The following is a 22,699-nucleotide window of genomic DNA, read 5'->3' on the forward strand; positions in this document are numbered from 1 at the left end:
TCCCGGTGGAAAAGGAGAAATGCAAAATGGCAGCAGTATTGGAAAAACGGGCAGATAACCAAACGGCTATCCGGGCTGAGCGTGTGAATGTGTTTTATAAAAACTTTCAAGCCCTTTACGATATCAATCTGGCATTTCCAAAAAAGCATGTGACAGCACTGATCGGCCCGTCCGGATGCGGAAAATCCACGTTTTTGCGGACGTTGAACCGAATGAATGACAACATCCCCGGTTCCCGAATGGAAGGCCATATTACGATTGGAGACGAACATATTTATGCGCCAAAAACGGATGTTGTCCAATTAAGAAAAAATGTCGGCATGGTCTTCCAGCGCCCGAATCCGTTTCCGATGTCCATTTACGATAATGTCGCGTACGGTCCGCGCATCCACGGTGTTAAAAACCGGCATGTGCTGGATGAAATCGTAGAAAAATGTTTGATGCAGGCTGCGCTGTGGGATGAAGTGAAAGACCGCCTTCACACCTCTGCCACGGGGCTTTCCGGCGGGCAGCAGCAAAGGCTTGTGCTTGCAAGGGTGCTCGCAGTGGAACCGGGCATTATTTTAATGGACGAACCGGCATCGGCACTTGATCCGGTATCGGCCGCAAAAATTGAGGAGTTGATCCTCGAATTGAAAGCACAATACACGATCATTATCGTCACCCATAATATGCAGCAGGCGATGCGCGTGTCCGGACATACCGCTTTCTTTTTGAATGGCAGGGTGGTGGAATTCGCTGAAACAACCAAAATGTTTACAAATCCTGCATCGAAGCAGACAGAAGACTATATTTCAGGACGGTTCGGCTAATCCTTTCCATCGCTTGACAGGTGAAGGAAAGCACATTTTCCATTCAAGTTCAGCTGAGAGGGCAACCGTGCAGCTGACATTTCTGTTTTCTTGAGCCTGAAATGCACAAAAAAAAGCACGTTCACGAAGCGTGTTCTTTTCGTGTACCCGGTGAGCGGAACCATGGCAACAAAACGGAAAAAAGGTCCCGGCAAATCCGGAAAAATCCTGAAACACTCTTTCACTAAAATTTCTCCTCGTGCTATAATAGTTCAGTACTGTATGGCGAATGATAAAATCAGTAATGATTTGGAGGAGCAACAATGAAAACAGCCGTCTTGGTTCCTTGTTATAACGAAGAACTGACGATTGCAAAGGTGATCCGGGACTTTAAGAGAGAGTTGCCTGACGCGGACATATATGTTTATGATAATAATTCAACGGATCGTACATATGAAATTGCCCGGGAAAACGGGGCCATTGTAAAAAAAGAACCGCGCCAGGGAAAAGGCAATGTCGTAAGAGCCATGTTCTTTGAAATTGATGCAGATTACTATGTAATGGTAGACGGGGATGATACGTATCCTGCTGAATTTGTACATCAATTGTTAGAGCCTTTAAAAACAGGCGAAGCCGATATGACCATTGGGGACAGGCTGTCAAACGGCACTTACGAAAAAGAAAATAAACGGGCTTTTCATAACCTGGGAAACAATTTGGTAAGAAGTTTAATCAACAAGCTTTACAAAAGCAATATCCAGGATATTATGACGGGATACCGTGCATTTAACCGCTTGTTTGTACGTTCTTTTCCTGTGGTAAGCAAAGGTTTTGAAATTGAAACGGAGATGAGCATCCATTCGCTCGATAAAGGATTTAAAATCAAAGAAATTCCCATTGACTACCGCGATCGTCCGGAAGGGAGCGAGTCAAAACTCAACACTTTTTCTGACGGCCTGAAGGTAATCAAAACGATTTTTACCCTTTTTAAAGATTACAAACCGATGCTATTTTTCACATTTTGGGCAGTCATTTTGCTTATTCTCGGGCTCGTAGCGGGCGTGCCGGTTATTGTGGAATTTTTCCACACCCATTACATTACAAAAGTACCGTCAGCGATCCTGGCAGTCGGTCTTGTCCTGATGGCCATGCTTTCTTTTGCCAGTGCGCTCATTCTGGATACGGTTGTCAGCCACTCCCGTAAGCAATATGAAATGGAGCTTCACACCGTCTACGAAGAATTAAAAAGAGAAAAGGAATGGAGCAGGTAATGTTTGCGCATCAAAAGACCATGCAGGCGGTACTTAGTTTAGTGATCGGCATCTTGGTAGGGCCCGGTTTTCTGCTTTTTTCTTATTCTTTTAAAAGCGTGCCCGGCTGGTATCCGGTTTTTTTCGCGCTGGCCGGTAGCTTTCTGGCATACGGTGCCATTTTTTGGAATATTGGCCGGATGAAGCGCCCTTTAAAATGGGGTTCTTTTCTTTTTTTCCTTGTGCTCTCGGTCATTGTCACATTTGCCTTAAAAGGGCCGCAGCAGCATCTGGCGCACCAGCCCTTTTTGATAAACTGCCTTATTTATCTTGCAACGATTGTGTTTTTGCTATTTGCCATGCTGCTGGCGGTCAAAATACTGTATTCTTTAACAGAGAGCCGGGCAGAAGGGGATGTTCCCAGGAGGCATATTCTTTATTTTTCAATCCTGCCTTTATTGATCTCCCTTCTGTACTTCTGGGCTTTTTATCCGGGCATTTTAATGGCTGATTCTGTCAATCAGTGGCAGCAGGCGCACTCCACTTTTTACAATGACTGGCATCCTGCTGTGATGACATGGCTCATTAAGTTTACGGCCCACATATGGGATACGCCGGCATCATATGTGATTTTCCAGTTCATCTTGACAGCGCTGATTACCGGATACGTCTTTTATGTATTTGAAAAATTAAGGATCAAAAAGCCGGTTTTATGGCTGGGGTATGCGTTTTTCTGCTTTTTGCCGCTTATCCCGCTTTATTCTGTCGTGATTTGGAAAGATACGTTGTTCAGTTATTTTCTGCTGGCGTTTACGGTTATGCTGATCCAGATCATTGATTCGAACGGCAAATGGCTGCGGTCGTTCTCCCATTTGTTGTTTTTGTACTTATCCGTTTGCGGTGTCATTTTTTACCGGCATAACGGCTGGCCGGTGCTGCTTGCAACGATTGTTATTTTTCTTTTTTTCCTGCGAAAACGGTATTTGTATATGTATGGCGTTTTCGCGCTTGCGGTCATTACGTTCCTAATTGTGACAGGCCCGGTTTACAAGCATTACAAAGTGCTTCCGGCTGATGAAACGGAATCGTATTCCATTCTTTACCAGCAGATTGGAAGAATTGTGAAGGAAAACGGGCATATAACGCCTGCCCAAAGAGCCGTGATCAATCAGGTGATGCCGATTCCGGATTGGAGAAAATATTATCAGCCGACAGACGTTGATCGGATAAAGTTTACGCCGCACTTTGACCGTGCGTATATTAAATCCCATAAAAAAGCCTTTTTCAGTACGTGGTTCGCGCTATGCCGGCAAAATCCAAAACTTGCTTTGGAAGCTTTTTACGATCAGGAAAAGCTTTCGTGGAAACTGTATATTTCCGGCGAAGAGTTGCGCCGCCCGATTTTCCGGAACAAGGATTTTGAGAAGTACCGTCCCGTTTATTTTATGACCCAAAAGAATGTGCAAAAATATCATGTTCATTATAAATGGTTCTATTATAAAGATTATGGATCAGATCTGGCGAATACAAAACTTTCGTCGCGCATTACGCAAATCAATCAGACATTTTCACAAGGGATGCTCCGTGTGCTTATGATGCCGGCGTTCTATTTGTATCTCATCCTTTTGTTTTTGTTTACTGCCATTTTAAAAGGAAACTGGCGGTTTGTGCTCGCGGCTGTTCCGATGTTTTTAAATCTCGGTTCCATGTTCGCGGCGATTCCGGCCCAGGACATCCGCTACTTTTTTCCAAACTTTTTACTGGCGGTGCCGTTTTTCTTCCTTGCAACATTAACAAGCAGAAAGCGTGATAGCCATGGGTAATTCTATTTTTCAATCGATCCGTAAAAATAAAACGGGCATTTTGCTGATTATGCTTGCGGCATTTTCCACCTCTGTCGGACAGATGCTGTGGAAAATGTCCGGGCATTTTTTGGATGCATACTTTGTGACCGGCTTCTTTCTCTATTTTTGCGGCGCATTGCTGATGATAGTTGCGTTTCGTTTCGGGGATCTTTCTGTCCTTCACCCGCTTTTAAGTATGGGGTATATTTTTTCCCTTTTCCTGGGGAGCATTTTTTTGGGAGAACATATGACGCCTTTAAAAATCATCGGCACTTGCATCATTTTTGCAGGGGCAGCGCTGATAGGGGGCGGGGATGCTGATTAAACTTGTACTTCTTCTATGCATGACGCTGTTAGGGTCATTGGGGGGCTTCTTTTTCAAAAAATGCACTTCCAGAGGATTGAAGCTGAGCGGATTTTTCATTTTGAATCTTGGCATTGGCGGTGTTTTCTATGTATTAGGGGCATTGCTGAATATTCAGTTGCTGAAAATGATGCCGTATACGATTGTATATCCATTAACCTCCATTACATATATTTGGACCTTGATCCTCTCTTCCTTTTTTTTGTCGGAAAAAATGAACAAGAGAAAATGGTTCGGGATTCTGCTCGTCATTACAGGGGCATTTTTCCTTACCATGTAGATTTTAAATCCAGTTGCTTGACGCTGGGTTTATTTTTTTCTAGAATAGTGGAAATATCAAAGAACCAGTCCCGATCCTATAGAGAAAAGAAAATCGGACAGCAAGGAGGGAAGCAGGATGGGGGTTCACCAATATTTTAAAAGTTTGTCTGACCTGGAAAAAATTTACCGCTGCCCGGGCAAGTTTAAATTCCAAGAACACTCGGTGGCAGCCCATTCTTTTAAAGTGGCAAAAATCGCCCAGTTTTTCGGCCATGTGGAAGAGAAAGCCGGCAATAAAGTGGACTGGCGCGCGCTCTACCAAAAGGCGCTGAATCATGATTATCCGGAACTGTTTACAGGCGACATCAAAACGCCGGTCAAATATTCTTCAAAAGAGCTGCATGAGTTGTTCAAACAGGTCGAGGAAGAAATGACGAAAAACTTTATCAACGGCGTATTTCCGGAAGAATACCGGGAAATTTATTTTGATTTGTTCAAAGAAGGCAAGGACGATACGCTGGAAGGAAAAATATTATCCGTTTCCGACAAAGTCGATCTTTTGTATGAATCTTTTGGGGAAATTCAAAAAGGCAATCCGGAGCCGCTGTTTCTGGAAATTTACGAGGAATCGCTGCGGACCATTTTGCGGTTTTCGGGGCTTGCATCTGTCCAATACTTTTTAACGTCCATTTTGCCTGATCTGCTCGCAGAACGATTTATCGAACGGAGCCAGTTGCGCGGCATTACAGATGAAATCATTGAAAATGAATTCAAAAGATAATTCATTTTCAATGATTTTTCTTGTATTTTCAGGCGGAATGTTAAAAAATAGGGATAGCAGAAGAAAGGGCTTGGAGTGGGGTGAGGATGATCGTTCAATTGGTGGTAGCCGCTGTTTTTCCATGCTTTCTTGTCATCTTTTTTTCGCGGGTGACGTTTAACCAGGTGATTGGGCTGATCCTTACGGTTGCGCTCATTGTCGCTTCCGTTTATAAAGGCTATACGCGCACGTGGCCGGTATATATCGTGGATGCAGCTTCATTGACAATCGGGTTTTATTTTGCTAATACAATGATACGGAAGGCAAAGATGAAAAAAGAAATGAAAAAATGAAGGCGGAGGCGCCCATGACCGGATTCAAAATGGACCCTGCGGAAAAGCAGCGGATTCTACGGGAAATACAGCAATTTGTCTGGGAACAGACAGGTGAAGAAATCGGTGTGATTGCCACACAGGTTTATTTTGACTTTTTTCAGGAAAAGCTTGCGGCACACTACTATAATAAGGGAATTGAGGATGCGAAGAAAATATGGGAAGGGCAAAATGCACGCCTTGAAGAAGAATGGTACGCCCTGGAAATCCCGGTGAAATAACGTCCATCCGTTCCTGAAAGCGGTAGGGAAAATCCTTACCGTTCTTTCTTATGGAAAGATAGAAAACTTGTTCGCTTTTTGTTGGAGACGGGGCAGGATTTATGTTAAAATAAAAAGACTGAAAGACGAAGAACGGCCTTTTAAGGTTGAAATAGATGATGCCGGTTTAAGGAGGCTCATGGATGGAACAGCATGCTTTTGAACTTGTTTCGAAATACAAGCCGGAGGGGGACCAGCCGGAAGCGATCCGCCAGCTTGTGGACGGCATCCGTGCAGGCAAAAAGATTCAGACACTGCTCGGGGCGACCGGAACGGGAAAAACGTTTACGGTTTCGAATGTGATTAAAGAAGTGAATAAGCCGACGCTTGTCATTGCCCACAACAAAACGCTGGCCGGGCAATTGTACAGCGAGTTTAAGGAGTTTTTCCCGAACAATGCAGTAGAGTATTTCGTCAGTTATTACGATTATTACCAGCCTGAAGCGTACGTGCCGCAAACCGATACGTATATTGAAAAAGATGCAAGCATTAATGATGAAATTGACAAACTGCGGCACTCGGCAACGTCTGCCCTGTTTGAGCGCAATGATGTCATTATTATTGCGAGCGTCTCCTGTATTTACGGCTTAGGTTCGCCGGAAGAATACCGCGAGCTTGTCGTCTCGCTCCGGACCGGGATGGAAATTGAGCGGAACCAGCTGCTGCGGCGGCTTGTTGATATTCAGTATGCCCGCAATGATATTGACTTCCAGCGCGGGACGTTCCGTGTGCGCGGCGATGTCGTCGAAATTTTCCCGGCTTCGCGCGATGAACACTGCATTCGTGTCGAGTTTTTCGGTGACGAAATTGACCGGATCCGCGAAGTCGACGCGCTGACCGGCGAGATTATCGGTGACCGCGACCATGTGGCGATTTTCCCGGCTTCCCACTTCGTTACGCGCAATGAGAAACTGCAGATTGCGATCCGGAATATTGAAGCGGAACTTGAAGAACGGCTGAAAGAGCTCCGCGATAACGGTAAACTGCTCGAAGCGCAACGGCTCGAACAGCGAACGCGCTATGATCTGGAAATGATGCGGGAAATGGGCTTTTGTTCCGGGATTGAAAACTATTCCCGCCATTTGGCGCTGCGCCCGCCCGGTTCGACGCCGTATACGCTTCTGGACTATTTCCCGAAAGATTTTCTGCTCGTCATTGACGAATCCCATGTTACGCTCCCGCAAATCAGGGGAATGTTTAATGGGGACCAGGCGCGCAAGCAGGTGCTCGTCGACCACGGGTTCCGGCTGCCGTCTGCGCTTGACAACCGGCCGCTCCGGTTTGAGGAATTTGAAAAACATATTTCGCAAATGATTTGCGTATCCGCTACACCGGGGCCGTATGAACTTGAGCATACGCCGAAAATGGTGGAACAAATTATCCGCCCGACAGGCCTTTTGGATCCGGAAATTGAGGTGCGGCCGATCGAAGGGCAAATCGACGACCTACTCGGGGAAATTCAGGACAGGATTGAAAAAAATGAGCGCGTGCTTGTCACGACACTGACGAAAAAAATGGCGGAAGATTTAACGGACTACTTGAAAGAAGTGGGCATTAAAGTCCAGTATCTCCACTCCGAAGTAAAAACGCTCGAACGGATTGAAATTATCCGCGACCTCCGTCTTGGCAAATATGATTGTATTGTCGGCATCAACCTGCTCCGGGAAGGGCTGGACATCCCGGAAGTGTCGCTTGTTGCCATTCTCGATGCCGATAAGGAAGGCTTCCTGCGTTCCGAACGGTCACTGATTCAGACGATCGGCCGCGCCGCCCGGAATGCAAACGGCAAAGTGATCATGTACGCCGACAGAATCACGGATTCGATGGAAAAAGCGATCAGCGAAACGAAACGGCGCCGTACCGTCCAGGAAGCCTATAACAAAAAACATGGCATCACGCCGAAAACGATCCAAAAAGATATCCGCGATACGATCCACGCGACCTATGCGGCGGAAGATGCAACGCCGTATGAAGCGGAAGAAACGAAAAAGCCGCTGACGAAAGAAGAACGCATACGGATGATTGCAGAACTGGAAGAAAAGATGAAAGAAGCGGCAAAAGCGCTTGACTTCGAGCAGGCCGCCCGGTACCGTGATGCCCTTTTAGAACTGAAAGCAGGTGACGACCACAATGGTATTAGATAAAATTGAAGTAAAAGGGGCCCGCGTCCATAATTTAAAAAATATTGATGTAACCTTGCCGCGGGACCAGCTTGTTGTGCTGACGGGATTGTCCGGGTCCGGAAAATCTTCGCTCGCATTTGATACGATTTATGCGGAAGGGCAGCGGCGCTATGTTGAATCGCTGTCCGCCTATGCCCGGCAATTTTTAGGGCAGATGGACAAGCCGGATGTGGATGCGATTGAAGGCCTTTCCCCGGCAATCTCCATCGACCAGAAGACAACGAGCCGCAATCCGCGTTCCACCGTCGGGACGGTAACAGAAATTTATGATTATTTGCGGCTTCTGTATGCCCGCGTCGGCCACCCGATCTGCCCGAACCATGGCATTGAAATTGCTTCGCAGACGGTCGAACAAATGGTGGACCGGATCATGGCATACCCGGAACGGACACGGCTCCAGGTGCTTGCCCCGGTGGTATCGGGGAAAAAAGGCCGGCATGTGAAACTGCTGGATGATATTAAGAAACAGGGTTTCGTCCGTGTCCGCATTGACGGGGAAATGCTTGACCTCGGCGAAGAAATTGAGCTGGACAAAAACAAAAAACATTCCATTGATATCGTTGTTGACCGTATTGTCGTAAAAGACGGAATTGAGCCCCGCCTGGCCGATTCGCTTGAAACAGCGCTGAAATTGGCGGACGGGCGCGTGGTAATTGATGTGATCGGGGAAGAGGAACTGCTGTTTAGCGAGCACCTTGCCTGCCCGATTTGCGGCTTTTCGATCGACAAACTGGAACCGCGCATGTTTTCGTTCAACAGCCCGTTCGGCGCCTGCCCGGAATGTGACGGGCTCGGGGCAAAGCTTGAAGTGGATCCAAGCCTTGTCATTCCGGACGCCTCACTTACGCTCAATGAAGGCGCGATCGCCCCGTGGGAACCGATCAGCTCACAATATTATCCGCAGCTCTTAAAAGCGGTGTGCGAGCATTTTGGCATTGATATGGACACGCCTGTAAAAGATTTGCCAAAGCATCAGATGGAGATCATTTTATACGGATCTGGCAACGAACGGATTTATTTCCATTATGAAAATGATTTCGGCCAGGTGCGCGACAATATGATTCAATTTGAAGGCGTACTGAACAATATCGAACGCCGTTACCGCGAAACCAGTTCCGACTTCACGCGCGAGCAGATGGAAAAATATATGGCCGAGCAGCCATGCCCGAAATGCAAAGGCTACCGCCTGAAACCGGAAAGCCTTGCTGTGAAAGTGGGCGGGAAACATATCAGTGAAGTGACGGATTACTCGATTGCAGATGCCCGCTCCTTTTTTGCCCATCTTGAATTGACGGAAAAAGAGCAGGCGATCGCCCGGCTGATCCTGCGCGAAATCGAATCCCGGCTCGGTTTTCTCGTCAATGTCGGCCTCGATTATTTGACGCTGAGCCGTTCTGCCGGCACGCTTTCCGGCGGCGAAGCCCAGCGCATCCGGCTTGCGACGCAGATCGGATCGAGGCTTACAGGCGTTTTATACATTCTTGATGAACCGTCGATCGGCCTCCATCAGCGCGACAATGACCGTCTGATTGCAACGCTCAGGCAAATGGCCGATATCGGCAACACGCTTATTGTTGTCGAACACGACGAAGATACCATGCTTGCCGCAGACTACTTGATTGACATCGGCCCGGGAGCAGGCGTCCATGGCGGAAAGGTTGTTGCTGCCGGCACGCCGCGCGAGGTGATGAAAAATCCGGATTCACTCACCGGCCAGTATTTATCCGGAAAGAAATTTATCCCGCTCCCGCCTGAACGGCGGAAAGGGGACGGCCGTTTTGTTGAAATCAGGGGCGCGAAAGAAAATAATTTAAAAAACATCAATGTAAAATTCCCGCTCGGCCTGTTTATTGCTGTAACCGGCGTCTCCGGCTCCGGAAAGAGCACGCTTGTCAATGAAATTTTGCATAAGGCGCTTGCCCAAAAATTGCAGCGTGCAAAAGCAAAACCGGGCGCTTACAAAGAAATCAAGGGTATTGAACATCTCGACAAAGTCATTGACATCGACCAGTCCCCGATCGGCAGGACGCCGCGGTCCAACCCGGCGACCTATACCGGCGTGTTCGATGATATCCGCGACGTGTTTGCTTCCACGAACGAAGCAAAAATCCGCGGCTATAAAAAAGGGCGGTTCAGCTTTAACGTCAAGGGCGGCCGGTGTGAAGCCTGCCACGGCGACGGGATTATCAAAATTGAAATGCACTTTTTGCCGGATGTGTACGTACCGTGTGAAGTATGCCACGGCAAACGGTACAACCGCGAAACGCTCGAAGTTCAATACAAAGGCAAAAATATTGCTGATGTACTCGATATGACGGTGGAAGATGCGATTTCCTTTTTCGAAAACATTCCGAAAATCAGGCGGAAACTGCAGACCATTGCGGATGTCGGCCTTGGTTACGTCAAGCTCGGTCAGCCGGCAACAACTCTGTCCGGCGGCGAAGCGCAGCGCGTGAAACTCGCATCTGAACTGCATCGGCGTTCGACCGGGCGTTCTTTCTATATTTTGGATGAACCGACAACCGGCCTTCACGTCCATGATATTGCCAAACTGCTTGATGTGCTGCAGCGGCTGGTGGAAAACGGCGATACGGTGCTTGTGATCGAGCATAACCTCGATGTCATCAAAACCGCCGACTATATCATTGACCTCGGACCGGAAGGCGGAGATGGCGGCGGAACCGTTGTTGCTACCGGTACGCCGGAAAAAGTTGCGGAACACCCAACCTCCTACACCGGAAAATATTTGAAACCGGTGTTGGAACGCGACCGGGAAAGAATGGAAAAAGAAATAGAAAACCTGGCGCGCTGAGGCATGCTTTTTGTTTTTTCATAAGTGCGACTCTGGCTGTGTTCGCGCCTAAAGTCCCGGACGCCCGCGTTTCTCTACCTCCTGCCCTGCCGGATGAATAACTGAATGCGGGATGTACGGTGTCTTTTGGCCATTTTTTCTATTACGTGGAAAACCGGCGTGCTCACTGTATGGCGTTCCTCCCCGCTTGTGGGAGGGACCCTCGTACATAGGGGAAAACCCGGCGCCCGCTTCTTGAAGAAGTATTTGAATTCTGCTTGAAATAGACATATAATGAGTAAAGATTAGGGAAAAATAATGAAAAGTGTCGCATTGTGCAGGAATGTTGCCTATTACATTTAGCAGGGAGAGAACTGTATGAAAAAAGTAATCACATACGGAACATTTGACCTTCTCCATTGGGGGCATATCAATTTACTGAAACGCGCAAGAGCATTAGGCGACTATTTAATCGTCGGCCTTTCATCGGATGAATTTAACGAAATCAAAAATAAAAAATCGTACCATAGCTATGAAAACCGGAAATTAATTTTGGAAGCGATCCGTTACGTTGACCAGGTCATACCGGAACATTCGTGGGAACAAAAAATAGACGATATTAAAAAATACAATGTCGATGTTTTCGTGATGGGCGATGACTGGAAAGGCAAATTTGATTTTCTGAAGGATTATTGTGAAGTGGTTTACCTGCCACGGACGGTTGGCATCTCTACGTCAAAAATTAAGAAGGACCTCTTCTCTGTGAAAAATGGTTAGGGAACTGTTCATTTCCTTATACTTACTGCTTTTTCGCGTGCTTTTTACATTGTGTAAAATTTTTCCTTTGAAAAGGAAAATCACTTTTGTCGTTTCATTTGAGCAGAACAGTTTATACGTGTATGAGGAATTGAAAAAGCTTTCCGATCCTTTTCAGGTAGCGTTCGTTTGTACTTCTTCCTGCTATCGCCGTGTTGCGGAAACCGTCCGGCAAGAGAAGGTATTTCTGTTTGAACTGAAAAATTTGCAGCATTTTATCCGTAGCATATACAACATTGCGACATCGAAATTTGTGATTGTTGATAATTATTACGGTTTCCTGGCTGCCGCCCCGTTTAAAAAAGAGGTGGAGTGCATCCAGCTCTGGCATGCAGCAGGGGCTGTTAAAACGTTTGGCCTTGAAGACAAAACGATCCGCACGAGGGGCAAGCGTGCATTGAAGCGGTTTAAAAAAGTGTATGCCCATTTTGACCGGGTAGTGGTGGGGTCTGAAAAAATGAAGCATATTTTTATGAGGGCTTTCGGGCTTCCTCCTGAAAATTTTCTTTGCACAGGCATACCACGGACCGATCTTTTTTTTGACCAAAACAGGATTCGGGACATAAAGAGGGAGCTGTACAAACGGTATCCTGCCTTTCAAAAGAAAAAAGTGATCTTGTATGCTCCGACTTTCAGGGACCAGCATCCGGATCATTTTGAAGCGCCGCTTGATTGGGGCCGGCTTTATGATGCATTGAAGGATGAGTATATTTTCGCTGTGAAATTTCATCCGGCTGTAAACAAAGGGGCAGGGCTGCTGCAGTATCCTGATTTTGTAGTGGACTGCCCGCATGATATGAATATCAACGAATTATTGGTGGTAACGGATTACTTGATCACGGATTATTCTTCTGTTCCTTTTGAGTTTTCCCTATTAGGCCGCCCGATGATCTTTTATCCGTATGATCTGGAAAGCTATCAGGCCACACGGGGGTTGTGGGAACCGTATGACCGGCTTGTCCCCGGGCCGATTGCGTGTACGACGGCAGAAATTATTGGTTTGATTAAAAATGGTTCTTTTGATGCGGGAAGTATTGAAGCATTTTCAAGAACCTGGAATACATACTCTGCCGGCCACTCCAGCCGCGATCTGGTACAGTATTTGCGTGAACAGGACGAAAAAAAGGGAAGAATGTATGGGTGAGTTTGCAGGAAAATGGAATTCCGGGACAGATTCCGGTATTGCAAGAAAAAACCGCATCAATGGGAAATCTGTTTAATTTTACTGTGTTTTAGCCGTTTAAGTGCTTTCAATCGTGTCTTGATGTGAGGATGCATTTGTATGAAAAAAATCTTGAAAAGCATAGCACAGCAAATTTATTTTTTGGCTATGCTTTTGATCGGGAAATTGCCCGCCAAAAAGAACGTGATTATGTTTGAGAGCTTTCAGGGCAAGCAGTACAGCGATAATCCGCGGGCGATATATGAATATATCAAAGCGCATTACCCGGGCTATACTTGTTACTGGAGCGCGCACAAAAACTTCTTACATAACTTTCAAAATAAAGACGTCCGCTATATTAAAAGGCTGTCTCCTTACTGGGTATATATGATGGCCAGGGCTCGTTACTGGGTGACCAACAGCCGGATGCCTTTATGGATTCCGAAGCCGAAACATACCGTGTATCTTCAAACATGGCACGGGACGCCTTTGAAAAAACTTGCAAATGATATGGAAGAAGTGCATATTCCGGGAACTACGGCTGAACAGTATAAAAAAGATTTTTTGAAAGAGGCGGGGAAGTGGGATTTCTTAATTTCGCCCAATGCCTATTCAACAGCCATTTTCCGGAGCGCTTTTCAATTCCGCCAGGCGATACTTGAAACCGGGTATCCGCGTAATGATATTTTAGCCGCCCAAAACAACCGTGCATCTATTAAGTCATTAAAAAGCAAACTGGGGCTTCCGGCTGATAAGAAAGTGATTCTTTATGCCCCTACCTGGCGGGATAACCAAATTCATGAAACCGGGAAGTACCGGTTTGAATTAAAACTTGATTTAGATCAGTTGCAGCATCATCTGAGCCATGATTATATCTTAATTTTACGGATGCATTATTTGGTTGCGGAACAATTGGATTTAGCACCTTATCAAGGTTTTGCCTATGATTTTTCCAATTATGAAGATATCGCGCAGCTTTATTTAATTTCTGATTTGCTGATCACGGATTATTCATCCGTATTTTTTGATTATGCCATTTTAAAACGGCCGATGCTTTTCTTCGTATACGATATTGAAGAATACCGAGACCATTTGCGCGGTTTTTATTTTGATTTTGAAAAAGAGGCACCGGGCCCGCTTGTTACAACGACCGCACAGGTGATTGATGAAGTGAAGAAGATGGATGCCGCGGGATATAAACTGCCGGATTCATTTGATGCTTTTTATCAGAAATTCTGTTATTTAGAATGTGGAGAATCAGCACGGCGCGTTGTTGAAAGGGTATTTGCAGAAAGGAAAGAGTTATGAAATCTGCCATTACTGTCTTAAAAGAGCAATTCAACAGTTTTTATTTAATTATCCGCCTTTCCTTATATGGGGTAAGGAGTGAAAACAGGAATAATTATTTGGGCATCCTTTGGGAAGTCATAAATCCGATGATCCAGCTTGCGATTTACTGGTTTGTTTTCGGTTTTGGTTTAAGAGGCGGGCATCCGCGGCCGGGTTATATTCCATGGCTGTTTGCAGGGTCGTCTATTTGGTTTTTTATCAGCCCGGCTGTTTTGCAAGGATCCCGTTCCATTTATTCCCGGATCCGAATGGTTGCAAAAATGAATTTTCCATTAAGCGCCATTCCGAGTTATGTCATTATGTCAAAATTTTATCAGCACTTGCTGCTGCTTGCGATTGTGATCATTATCCTTCAATTTCAAGGTTATCCGGTTTCCGTCTATTACCTTGAGCTGCCATATTATTTGGTTTGCACGTTTGTATTTACATTTTCTTTATCTTTGATTACATCTACGCTGGCAACGATTGTACGGGACGTGCAAAACATTGTGCAGGCGATTATGCGGATGATGATTTATATTTTGCCTGTTCTTTGGGATCCATCTGCAAGATTGCATGGCCCGATTGAATTGATTTTAAAGTTAAATCCGTACTACTACATTGTTGAAGGGTACCGCTCTGCATTGCTTGGAAATATGGGATGGTATCTTGTTGAACATTTACATTACACGATTTATTTCTGGGCTGTAACCCTCATCGTCTTTATGATTGGTTCGGCGCTGCATATCAAATTTAGAAATAGTTTTGTCGATTTCTTATAAGGGTTTTCCCGAAAGATGGCCATTTCCGGCCGTGATCAGATTTTTAGAGCTGACTCGAAATGGCCCGGATGACGAAAAACAGGTATGAAAAAAAGCACTTCCTATTAATAGGGAGTGCTTTTTTTCATCTTATTCATGCAAGCATCTGTAGAATGTTTCCATGGCGGCTTTGTTATACGCCTGATAATGAAACTTTTCAAATTCCGGATGCTGGTGGGTGATCATGGCTTCCAATCCTGATTTTAACCCGTTAATGCTGTCTTCCACAAGCAGCCCGTATTTGCCGTCTTCGAGGACGGTACGATTTGCGACAATATCTGTTGCCACGATTTTCATGCCGAGCGTTAACGCCTCGAGCAGTACCATCGGCTGGCCCTCATAATGCGATGACAGGACAAAACAATCGCATTTTTTCATAAAAGGAAAAGGATTATCAAGCTGGCCCATTAGGAAAACAGAATCGCTTACGCCAAGCTCCAGAATCAGCGCCTGCAACTCGGCTTTTAAAGGGCCCTGCCCGAGAATATAGAGTTTACTTTTCGGATGGTTTTTATGAAAATCGGCAAACGCCGAAATTAAATTGGCCTGCGCTTTTTCCGGAGAAAGCCTGCCCATGTTGACAAAATTGTAATGGCTGCTGTCCGGTTCCGGGACATACTGGCCATTTACTTCGTATCCGTAAGCACGCTCTACAAAGACGTTCCGCATGTTGATCCAGCCAATTTCAGGCCCGTCCGCCTGCAGGATACGGCCATAAGTCCCGGATGGGGTGGTAACTTCCCTGTCTATTGTAAAGGTTGCATCACCTTTCAGCATATCGGGAAGCCCTGCCTTTTCCGCGCCTTCCATTCCATATGGCTTGGACCAGATTACCGCATTTTTCTCATCCGGCAATATCCTCGCGATTTTTAAAACTTCAATGTCAGAGACGACAGTTGAGCGTTTCAATGGGCTTAATGCGCTTGTATGAATCCAGCCGATTTTATTGTTTTTTAAATAAATGAGAGCGTAAACGCCCTGTTTTGTTTTTGCTAATTTCTTTACAGTGACAATGGCATCTTTATAGTTCAAAGCTTCTTCTACCATCTTGGCCTTATGATTTGGATACGGCTTGTTCCATATTGGTTCATTTACTGAACCTGCCACTTTATAATATTTAGGCTTGCGGAGGTCAACAAGCCTGCGTGTTCGGCCGTCAAGATGGTTTAAAAATTCTCTTTTACTGTAATTTAACGTTTGAATCAGCTTTCGTAAAACAAATATCTTGAGCTTGCTGAAAATTCCCGTATTGGGTTCAATCGTACAGCTGCTGTAAAATCCAAGCGCTCTTTTGTCAATCCAGCCAATGGCTTCTTTCTTTACAGAGAACCGGTAATAAGTTGAATGCTGTGTTTGTACTGCCTGATCAACAGCTACAATACAGTTTTTAAAGTCGGAACTCAAAGAGATCTTTCTTGTTCCAGGCAGTTTAAAAGGTTTGCTCCATATAGCATTTCCTCTTGTTTTAACAATCTTTGCCAGCTTATCTACCTTTTCCGATGTGACAACACTATCCGGAAGAAGGGCAACTGCTTTTTCATGAATCCAGCCGATTTCTTTGCCTTCGTAATGGAAACGGTAATATAATGCGTGTTTTACTGTTGATTTGGCTGTAATCAAAACCTCGGCATTCGCCATCTCATTGGACAAAGATACTTGTGTTGCGCCTTCAATGGAAGGGAGCACCCGCCAAACCGGATAATCATTTACATTACTGAGGAGCGCCCGTGCCTTAAACTTGGTAATTTTAGGCTCATCCGATTTTTCTTCTTCTGCATAAAGAATTCTGTCCGGATTAATGGAATTCAGGACGTAATCAAATTGATCATCATTTGCATACCGGCTTAAATTTTTCCGGTTGACTTCCATTGTTCCTTTGGAGACGCTGACCAGCTTATCAAATCTGTAGTACAGCGTGAACAAGCCTCTCAGGTTGATTCTGTGCGGGTGTTTCCCGTTGATTTCACGTTCACTGTCTGAAAGCAGGTCGTTATGCATAAAGCAAATTTTTCTTTTCGCATCTGCAACGACCAGATACTTTGCCCAATAGTAACTGTATCCACTGAAATCGATAATATAATCAAAATGGCTGTTGCCAAACAATCTCGTATGTTCCCTGACATAAGCACGCTCTGGAAAAATCTTTTTCCCAAGATTCCCTTGTATGCCCCGGTTATGCGTAAATTTATCCCGGTATACTTCAAACACGCGGTAAAGCGGTACGCCAGGTTTAAAGATCATGCGCACATTTTTATTGATTTTGTAAATATTATTCAGGACTTCTTTCGATCTTGGTGCGCCGGTAAAACAGCTGACATCGTATTTTTCAAAATCAATGTTGTTCATTAAATTCAGGAAAGAGGAGGTAATCCCGTTATTTCGCATCCCCCCCGGATAAATCAGTATCCGTTCCTTTTTAACCGGCACTGCATTGACAATATGAAGGGGCAAAGAAGCTTGGTCGAAAATATACTGTACAATTCTTTCCGTCACTTTTCCGTCTTCATGGTTGGTAAAACGGCTGCGGAGGTTTTGGTAATTTGAAGCATATTTTTGCGATACCGTTTCAATGTTGTGAATGGCTTCAATCAATTGCTCTACGCTAAACAAGAGCGGGCCGGGCAAATCTTCACTTTTGAGATATTGTCCTCTTTCCTCGCTGTATACATCATAATCCCATGTATAAAATAATATTGGTTTTCCTGTGACCAGGTAATCGAAAAAGATGCTGGAGTAATCCGTAATTAAAAGATCCGTTGCAGCAAGCAGTTCATTCGTGTCCATATAGTCAGGAACAAGCCGGCTTTGCAATTCAGGATATTTGGCTGCCTGCGGGTATAAAAACGGATGGACTTTTACGAAAACGTTGTATTCATTTCCGGCCTCTTTTTCGACTCTGTCCATGTCAGAGATGATTTGCATTACATCATTATTGGCCTTTGAAACACTTTTTCCTTTCCAAGTCGGCGCGTAAAGGAGGTTCTTTTTATTGAAATCAACGGTTAATCCGGCGTCTTTTAACGCTTTTTTTACGGTATTCGGATTTGTATGGAAGGTTAAATCAATCCTCGGATACCCTTCTTCGATAATTTTTCCGTCATACAGCCCTTCAAGCTTATAACTGTCCAGATACATTTTGGTCGTATGTTCATTCGGGCTCAGCAAATAGTCGGCACTCAGGAAATTTCTTAACACGTTTTGCGACTGGGCCGGATTGCCCGGAATGTCAAAGCCCATGCTTTTCAATGGCGTGCCGTGCCACGTATTGATATAAACCTGGCCTTTTTTCGGAGCGTAAAAAGATTGGAATGTGGAATTATTAATTAAATACGCACATGAGGCCAATTCCTTTAAATATTCCCTGGAATTACGCTGTACAAATTTAACGTTTGGATATTTTTTGTATTTGTCTATAACCGGCTGGAGCGATTGAAAATCCTGGATTGACCAAATATGGTTGTAATGTTGATAAGCGGGATTGTCAACCATATATTTAAAAATCGCATAAGGGCTGTCTGTCATACTTTTTCCGTCGCGGCTTTCGTAAAGAATGGTGTTTGGTTTTATCCGCAACTGGTCATAAAATTTTGCATATTGATTGGCACGCTGATGGTTATCTTTAATGAGATACTGTATAATCGGCGCACCGATAAATTTCAATCTTCTTTTTAATACCTTTTTATTCAACTGACGGTGTCTCCTTTCAAAAGAGATCTCTATATTGGTAATGATTTACAAGTTTTTTCTGTCATGATCCATCATATTATTTCCTTATCGATAAAAATTGATATGAATTTTGTCAAAAAAGGAATCATATTGTAGGGAGGTTTCCCTAACAAATCTTATCGAAAAAAAGTATATTTGTCTATATGATGGCAGCAAAGGAATCCGGTTTCAGGTTTTTAAAATGAATGATGGAATAATTGAAACTTAATATGCTGTTAAACGTAAGAGAAGTAACGAGCAGAAAAAGGAGGCCATCCCCCATGGAAAACAAACGAAAACGGATTTTGGATATGGTGAAGGACGGGAAATTGTCGACGGATGAGGCACTGACGCTGTTGGAGGCGTTGGACAGGGAAGAGGCGGGACAAATTGCTGCGAAAGAGGATCCGGCAGAAAACGGGGAACAGGCTACAAACGGCGGCAGCGGCGAGGCTGGTAGTACCACCGGACAGAAAAAGTTCCGCGACGCAGACCGGAATTTTAATGAAACGAAAGAAAAGTTGTTTGATCTTGTCGGCGGCGCGCTGAAAAAAATAAAGGACTTTGATCTCCAGCTGGGCCAGTCTGCCGAAGTTTCCCATGTTTTCCAGCAAAGCCTGCCGGAAACCGATACGATTGAATTGGACATCGCAAACGGGCATTTAACGTTTAAACAATGGGATCAGGAAGATGTGCGGATAGAATGCCAAGCAAAAGTGTACCGCACCAATGACAGGGAAGATGCCCGCAGTTTTCTGCTGAACAATAGCACGTTTTCGGTGGAGGGCGGCAGGCTTGTGTTTTCTACGCAATCCAAATGGATGAAAGTGGATACAGCCGTTTATGTTCCGGCGTCCCGCTACCGGAAAATCACGTTGAGCACTTTCAATGGAAACGTCCAGGTGAAAGACATTCAGGCAGACCAGTTAAAAGTGAAAACACTCCACGGAAAAGTACTTGTGGAACATGCCGATTTGGAAACGGCGGAAGTCGAAACGGGAAACGGCACCGTTGATTTTGACGGAAATACAATCGGGCAGGTTGAAGTACAGACGATGAACGGGGACATCCGGTGGAACGGAGCGTGCAGGCGGTCAGACTTTGAAGCATTTAACGGCAATATTACGGTAAAAATGGCTCCGGGCGCCGATTCATTGCACAGCAAGACCGTCTCCGGAAACATTGAAATGACCATCCCGGAAAACATCTCCGTACACGGGGAAGGAAAAAGCAACTTCGGCAACTTTGCGATTGACCTTCAAGGCATGGAAAAATATGAAGAACGAAAAGAAATGATTCAGAAAGTGGCGCGGTTCAGCAGAAAAGGCACCACCGAGCCCGCATTATATATTTTTGCCGACGCGAAAACGGGGTCCATCACGATCAACGAACAAACGCCGGATGAAGAAGAAAGCCCGGAAGCATAATCGTATTTTTGCCGGGGGAGCAGAAATTTCGCGAAAAAAAGATGCGTACCTGCTCTGCTGCTGGAATCAACTGCTATGCCGTTATATACTGTAAAAAGAACCACACAGAAAAGGTTTGATGATCATGCGCTGGTTACTTGGAATTTTGATCAATGCGGCGTTGTTTATTGCACTTTCCGGCTATTTTCATGGCTTTTATGTCGAAAATATTGGGGCTGCCGTTATGTCAAGTCTCGTCTTGTCCATTTTAAATATTCTGGTACGGCCGATCCTGATTTTGCTTACGTTGCCGATCACGATTCTCACCTTGGGCATTTTTTTGCTCGTCATTAACGCCATTACGCTTGTGCTGACGGATGAACTGATGGGCGCAAGTTTTGAAATTGACAGCTTCGGCATGGCTTTTTTCGTTGCGATCATCATGGCGGTCGTAAACTTAATTTTACAGGAAACCGTATTCCGAAAATAAGATACGCGGCGGCCTGAAACCGGAGCTTTGAAAAAACGGCGGCGAAAACCCGCCGTTTTTTCATGCCATGGCCCGATGGATATAGGGTAAATCATTTTCAGGCAGCCAAGCTATTTTTAAAATGAAAAATGCACCACCCGGCATTTATCTCAAAAGAAGTAACAGGGTGGCGACTTTTCGTTCATTTATAGCGTCGCCCTTTTGGAAAAGGAGGAAAGCAGCGTCCGCTCTGATTTGCCATTAGGCCCTGAACCGCTCTAACGCAGTTTTACACGGCACAGGATGATTTTTGGTGAGGTAATTGCGATGTTACAGACTCCTTGTAGCCCAAGGGTTTGAAAAAAGGATAAAAAAATTTTCCCCCTAAAAAGAGGGGGAAACAAGCAAAAATGATAAAAAAATAAGGAGTGGACAAAAATTCCACCCCACTGAAACAAAAACAGGTGAACCCGTTTCCCCAGTAGGTTAAAATAGTTTTAGGACTAACATCTTAACACTGGGAGTTAACACTGGGAGGTTCACCTGTATGGCTATTATACCACAAATGAGTCTGTTTACATGGAAAGAAATTGAGATTCTTGGAGATTTAGACCGTCTTCGCCTTGTACTGGACTACATGCCTGATGAAGCGTTCATGCAAAGCCTTGAAAAGAAAAGGGGGAAGGGCCGTAATGACTACCCCGTTCGTGCCATGTGGAATTCTATCTTGGCAGGCATTGTATTTCAACATGAAAGCATTGAGAAATTACGCCGTGAACTCTCCCGTAATGGCCAATTAAGGGAGATGTGTGGCTTTGAAGGGCAGGTTCCAACTTCATATGCCTATACGCGCTTTCTAAAATCCCTAATCCGTGACGAAGAAATGATGGATAAAATGTTTGAGACTTTGGTAGAACAGCTCCTGGAACGGTTGCCGGATTTTGGTAAACGCTTGGCAATCGACAGCAAGGCGATCTCATCGTTTTCTAAACATCCGAACAAGCATGAAACCGAGGATGGCCGCCGGGATCTGGATGCAAATCATAGCCAGAAGGTTTACAGTGGTGTGACAAAAGAAGGCAACCCATGGCAAAAAGTTGTGAAATGGTTTGGCTACAAACTGCATCTGGTGGTGGATGCAACCTACGAGTTACCGGTAACATTCAAGGTTACAAAAGCGTCTGAGTCAGACATTACGGAAGGGCATAAACTCTTAGAGCAAATGGAAGAAAAGCAGCCAAAGCTTCTGAAAACAGCGGAAACGATGGCGGGAGACCGGGGTTATGATGACACGAAGCTGATTACGAAACTCTGGGATACGTATAAGATTAAGCCCATCATTGATATTCGCAATATGTGGAAAGACCCCGACAAAACACGATTACTCCCGGGAAAGGAAAACGTCGTTTATAACTACAAAGGAACCGTATCCTGCGTATGCCCTGAAACAGGTAAACAACGGGAAATGTGCAACGGGGGATTTGAGAAAGACCGCCAGAAACTAAAAAAACTTTGCCCGGCGAAACAAATGGGAGTGACATGTGAAGGCAAGGCTCAATGCCCCGTGGCACAAGGGCTCCGTATCTCATTATCTGAAGACAGGCGTATTTTTACACCCATTGATCGATCGAGCTATAAGTGGAAAAAAGAATACAACAGACGTACAGCTGTAGAGCGCGTGAACAGCCGGCTTGATACTTCTTTCGGCTTTGAACTTCATACAATTCGGGGAATGGCTAAAATGAAGCTGCGTTGTGGACTGGCACTCTGTGTCATGTTAGCCATGGCCTTAGGCCGGATCAAAGAGAACCAGGCTGAAAAAATGAGAAGCCTCGTTTCTTAACTTATCCACATAAAGGAAATCAATTTCAAAAAAAGCGCTTGTGGATCATTGGATTCGTGCGCCTTTTTTTAGATACATTTCTATATTTTTTCAACAATTATCTGATAACAGTACATTTTTTAAGCGTGCAAAATTGACTTTATAGTGAAAATGGGCATATATTTATCTGACAATATTATATTTCTGGTGGTGTTCTATTTGCATTGAAAGAAAAATTGTTAACATCGCAAAAAGCTCTTGGTTGAAAAGGGT

The 22,699-nt window shown here is 44.9% G+C and carries 17 protein-coding genes and 1 pseudogene; 17 read left to right on the forward strand and 1 reads right to left on the reverse strand.

From position 1 onward, the window contains the following. Positions 1-26: 26 nt before the first annotated feature. The 14 genes and pseudogenes from pstB to NST70_RS04165 all read left to right on the forward strand — a co-directional run bounded on the left by pstB (position 27) and on the right by NST70_RS04165 (position 14,985). Positions 27-812 (forward strand): phosphate ABC transporter ATP-binding protein PstB, encoded by a 786-nt coding sequence (gene pstB / locus NST70_RS04100; protein ID WP_342475806.1) that lies wholly within the window; start codon positions 27-29, stop codon positions 810-812. A 302-nt stretch (positions 813-1,114) separates the two neighbouring features. Then, on the forward strand, positions 1,115-2,062 hold the full coding sequence (locus NST70_RS04105; RefSeq protein WP_026684180.1) for a glycosyltransferase family 2 protein: 948 nt from the start codon (positions 1,115-1,117) through the stop codon (positions 2,060-2,062). After that, positions 2,050-3,864: a DUF6020 family protein gene (locus NST70_RS04110; protein WP_035189111.1), complete on the forward strand. Its 1,815-nt coding sequence runs from the start codon at positions 2,050-2,052 to the stop codon at positions 3,862-3,864. Before NST70_RS04105 ends, NST70_RS04110 begins: the two co-directional genes overlap by 13 nt. After that, a complete protein-coding gene (locus NST70_RS04115) occupies positions 3,857-4,210 on the forward strand; it encodes a DMT family transporter (RefSeq protein ID WP_014095843.1) in 354 nt (117 codons plus the stop codon). The genes NST70_RS04110 and NST70_RS04115 overlap by 8 nt, the downstream gene beginning before the upstream one ends. Continuing rightward, positions 4,200-4,529, forward strand: coding sequence for an EamA family transporter (locus NST70_RS04120; RefSeq protein WP_014095842.1), 330 nt, complete (start codon positions 4,200-4,202; stop codon positions 4,527-4,529). The genes NST70_RS04115 and NST70_RS04120 overlap by 11 nt, the downstream gene beginning before the upstream one ends. Positions 4,530-4,646: 117 nt before the next feature. Further along, positions 4,647-5,291: an HD domain-containing protein gene (locus NST70_RS04125; protein ID WP_014095841.1), complete on the forward strand. Its 645-nt coding sequence runs from the start codon at positions 4,647-4,649 to the stop codon at positions 5,289-5,291. A gap of 86 nt (positions 5,292-5,377) precedes the next feature. After that, positions 5,378-5,623, forward strand: coding sequence for a CsbA family protein (locus NST70_RS04130; RefSeq protein WP_104851286.1), 246 nt, complete (start codon positions 5,378-5,380; stop codon positions 5,621-5,623). A 14-nt stretch (positions 5,624-5,637) separates the two neighbouring features. Further along, a complete protein-coding gene (locus NST70_RS04135; RefSeq protein WP_104851287.1) occupies positions 5,638-5,883 on the forward strand; it encodes a DUF2164 domain-containing protein in 246 nt (81 codons plus the stop codon). A gap of 182 nt (positions 5,884-6,065) precedes the next feature. Further along, positions 6,066-8,066, forward strand: a complete 2,001-nt coding sequence (gene uvrB / locus NST70_RS04140) for an excinuclease ABC subunit UvrB (protein WP_014095838.1) — start codon at positions 6,066-6,068, stop codon at positions 8,064-8,066. Further along, positions 8,053-10,917: an excinuclease ABC subunit UvrA gene (gene uvrA / locus NST70_RS04145; RefSeq protein WP_342475813.1), complete on the forward strand. Its 2,865-nt coding sequence runs from the start codon at positions 8,053-8,055 to the stop codon at positions 10,915-10,917. Before uvrB ends, uvrA begins: the two co-directional genes overlap by 14 nt. 357 nt (positions 10,918-11,274) lie before the next feature. Continuing rightward, on the forward strand, positions 11,275-11,673 hold the full coding sequence (gene tagD, locus NST70_RS04150) for a glycerol-3-phosphate cytidylyltransferase (RefSeq protein WP_013858674.1): 399 nt from the start codon (positions 11,275-11,277) through the stop codon (positions 11,671-11,673). Further along, on the forward strand, positions 11,666-12,856 hold the full coding sequence (locus tag NST70_RS04155) for a CDP-glycerol--glycerophosphate glycerophosphotransferase (RefSeq protein WP_017551694.1): 1,191 nt from the start codon (positions 11,666-11,668) through the stop codon (positions 12,854-12,856). The genes tagD and NST70_RS04155 overlap by 8 nt, the downstream gene beginning before the upstream one ends. A 192-nt stretch (positions 12,857-13,048) precedes the next feature. Continuing rightward, positions 13,049-14,182 (forward strand): annotated as a pseudogene (locus NST70_RS04160) (CDP-glycerol glycerophosphotransferase family protein); the annotation flags it as partial. Beyond that, entirely contained in the window at positions 14,179-14,985 is an 807-nt protein-coding gene (locus NST70_RS04165) for an ABC transporter permease (RefSeq protein WP_342475817.1), read from the forward strand. The pseudogene NST70_RS04160 and the gene NST70_RS04165, both read left to right, overlap by 4 nt. Before the next feature lie 129 nt (positions 14,986-15,114). On the opposite strand, the gene NST70_RS04170 is transcribed toward NST70_RS04165, so the two are convergent. Continuing rightward, entirely contained in the window at positions 15,115-18,711 is a 3,597-nt protein-coding gene (locus NST70_RS04170; protein WP_342475818.1) for a CDP-glycerol glycerophosphotransferase family protein, read from the reverse strand. Between the two features lie 299 nt (positions 18,712-19,010). On the opposite strand from NST70_RS04170, the gene NST70_RS04175 reads away from it, so the two are divergent. The 3 genes from NST70_RS04175 (at position 19,011) to NST70_RS04185 (ending at position 22,447) form a co-directional block, all read left to right on the forward strand. After that, positions 19,011-20,156, forward strand: coding sequence for a DUF4097 domain-containing protein (locus tag NST70_RS04175; protein WP_035182145.1), 1,146 nt, complete (start codon positions 19,011-19,013; stop codon positions 20,154-20,156). A gap of 124 nt (positions 20,157-20,280) precedes the next feature. Beyond that, complete coding sequence (locus NST70_RS04180; RefSeq protein WP_035182163.1) at positions 20,281-20,625, forward strand: phage holin family protein; 345 nt, start codon at positions 20,281-20,283, stop codon at positions 20,623-20,625. Positions 20,626-21,151: 526 nt separating this feature from the next. Continuing rightward, a complete protein-coding gene (locus NST70_RS04185) occupies positions 21,152-22,447 on the forward strand; it encodes a transposase (protein ID WP_014097075.1) in 1,296 nt (431 codons plus the stop codon). Positions 22,448-22,699: the final 252 nt, after the last annotated feature.

Origin of the sequence: Weizmannia sp. FSL K6-0777, assembly GCF_038593185.1 — a bacterium.
GTDB lineage: Bacteria > Bacillota > Bacilli > Bacillales > Bacillaceae_C > Weizmannia > Weizmannia faecalis.

Coding starts and splice junctions, on each gene's coding strand:
- pstB (WP_342475806.1), top strand. CDS start 27: ATGGCAGCAGTATTGGAAAAACGGGCAGATAACCAAACGGCTATCCGG.
- NST70_RS04105 (WP_026684180.1), top strand. CDS start 1,115: ATGAAAACAGCCGTCTTGGTTCCTTGTTATAACGAAGAACTGACGATT.
- NST70_RS04110 (WP_035189111.1), top strand. CDS start 2,050: ATGGAGCAGGTAATGTTTGCGCATCAAAAGACCATGCAGGCGGTACTT.
- NST70_RS04115 (WP_014095843.1), top strand. CDS start 3,857: ATGGGTAATTCTATTTTTCAATCGATCCGTAAAAATAAAACGGGCATT.
- NST70_RS04120 (WP_014095842.1), top strand. CDS start 4,200: ATGCTGATTAAACTTGTACTTCTTCTATGCATGACGCTGTTAGGGTCA.
- NST70_RS04125 (WP_014095841.1), top strand. CDS start 4,647: ATGGGGGTTCACCAATATTTTAAAAGTTTGTCTGACCTGGAAAAAATT.
- NST70_RS04130 (WP_104851286.1), top strand. CDS start 5,378: ATGATCGTTCAATTGGTGGTAGCCGCTGTTTTTCCATGCTTTCTTGTC.
- NST70_RS04135 (WP_104851287.1), top strand. CDS start 5,638: ATGACCGGATTCAAAATGGACCCTGCGGAAAAGCAGCGGATTCTACGG.
- uvrB (WP_014095838.1), top strand. CDS start 6,066: ATGGAACAGCATGCTTTTGAACTTGTTTCGAAATACAAGCCGGAGGGG.
- uvrA (WP_342475813.1), top strand. CDS start 8,053: ATGGTATTAGATAAAATTGAAGTAAAAGGGGCCCGCGTCCATAATTTA.
- tagD (WP_013858674.1), top strand. CDS start 11,275: ATGAAAAAAGTAATCACATACGGAACATTTGACCTTCTCCATTGGGGG.
- NST70_RS04155 (WP_017551694.1), top strand. CDS start 11,666: ATGGTTAGGGAACTGTTCATTTCCTTATACTTACTGCTTTTTCGCGTG.
- NST70_RS04165 (WP_342475817.1), top strand. CDS start 14,179: ATGAAATCTGCCATTACTGTCTTAAAAGAGCAATTCAACAGTTTTTAT.
- NST70_RS04175 (WP_035182145.1), top strand. CDS start 19,011: ATGGAAAACAAACGAAAACGGATTTTGGATATGGTGAAGGACGGGAAA.
- NST70_RS04180 (WP_035182163.1), top strand. CDS start 20,281: ATGCGCTGGTTACTTGGAATTTTGATCAATGCGGCGTTGTTTATTGCA.
- NST70_RS04185 (WP_014097075.1), top strand. CDS start 21,152: ATGGCTATTATACCACAAATGAGTCTGTTTACATGGAAAGAAATTGAG.